Origin of the sequence: Vibrio sp. 1731 (assembly GCF_033339955.1) — a bacterium.
Taxonomy (GTDB): domain Bacteria; phylum Pseudomonadota; class Gammaproteobacteria; order Enterobacterales; family Vibrionaceae; genus Vibrio; species Vibrio alginolyticus.
The window spans coordinates 1-1,145 of record NZ_JAWOVO010000130.1; the positions used below are offsets into that span (position 1 = coordinate 1).

General features: G+C 48.4%; 2 protein-coding genes. One reads left to right on the top strand and one right to left on the bottom strand.

All coding sequences use genetic code 11. The features are described from left to right. Positions 1-283, top strand: a 283-nt coding sequence (locus R7035_RS25665) for a protein kinase domain-containing protein (RefSeq protein WP_318146372.1), incomplete at its 5' end; no start/stop codon positions are given. Between the two features lie 80 nt (positions 284-363). Here R7035_RS25665 and R7035_RS25670 read toward each other — a convergent pair. Next, positions 364-1,145 (bottom strand): HAMP domain-containing sensor histidine kinase (locus R7035_RS25670; protein WP_318146373.1); only part of this gene is annotated, 782 nt, incomplete at its 5' end.

A 1,145-nucleotide genomic window follows, 5' to 3' on the forward strand; every position in this document is an offset into this window, starting at 1 on the left:
TGTTGAGCAGATGGTGGACGTATTTAATCACCTACACGACAACAAGGTGTGTCATGGTGATTTGTATGCGCACAATACGTTGGTGAACGAGCAAGGGAAGATGATCTTAGGTGACTTTGGCGCGGCGAGCATTTACGGCTATTTATCGGGCGAGCAGCAAGCTGCAATCAGAGCCATTGAATCCAGAGCGTTGAAGTACTTTATCGAAGATGTGTTTTCTGTGTGCGAAGCGTCGGAATCGGCATCGCAAGCATTCGAACGACTAGTTGCGCTTGTGGCATAAGATTTCATTCAATCAAATCAGAAAGAGGTGTCGAACCGCCCGTTTTGATACTGAGCAAATGAGATACCTCTTGATTGAATCTAGTGCTGAGGAAGTTGCTCTGAGCAAGCCTCATGATGCTCTGACGAAAGGTCAATCACTGCCTCACATCCACCCTCAGAATGTGTATCAATAGTGAATTGCCAGCCATAGCGTCGGCATAAGTCATCCACAATCATGAGCCCCAAACCATGGCCTTCGGCATCTGGCACGGAAGAGAAGCCTTCACCTTCATCTCTCACCGACAGTGTGGTATCGGTCATGGTGATATGAATCGTTCCTGCTGACGTGGCTGCAATGCCGTTGCGAATTAAGTTACTCAACGTAATGTTAAGCACTGCAGTGGTCGCTTTGGTTTGCGGATGGCCCAATATCTGTACATTAAATTCCAACGACTTTTCATCGGCTTGTGCTTGGCTAAGAGCAACGATGTTGTGAAGCTCTTGCTCTGAGATGGTTCGAACGGGGCTGTCGTCTGTGTTGCGTTCATATCGCACCAAACCCAACAAAGCATCAACCATGGTCGACATCTGCTGAGTAGCATCTTGAATACGGCCAATCTGGCGCTCTTGAAACGGCGTGCTTGGGCTTCTGGCTAGCAGGCTGCTCGAGCCTTTCATTACCGTTAGTGGCGTTCTCAGTTCATGACTGGCATATCGCGCAAAAGCTTGCTCACGTTTGATCACCTGATTGATTTGGCTGCGATATTCATTGAGCTGAGAGGCTAACGTTTGGAACTCTTTAGCCGAACCTTCAGGCACGATGAATTTTTGGGATGTATCGCCTTGGTGTTGGTCTAGTTGCACCTTGAGTGCGCTGACTG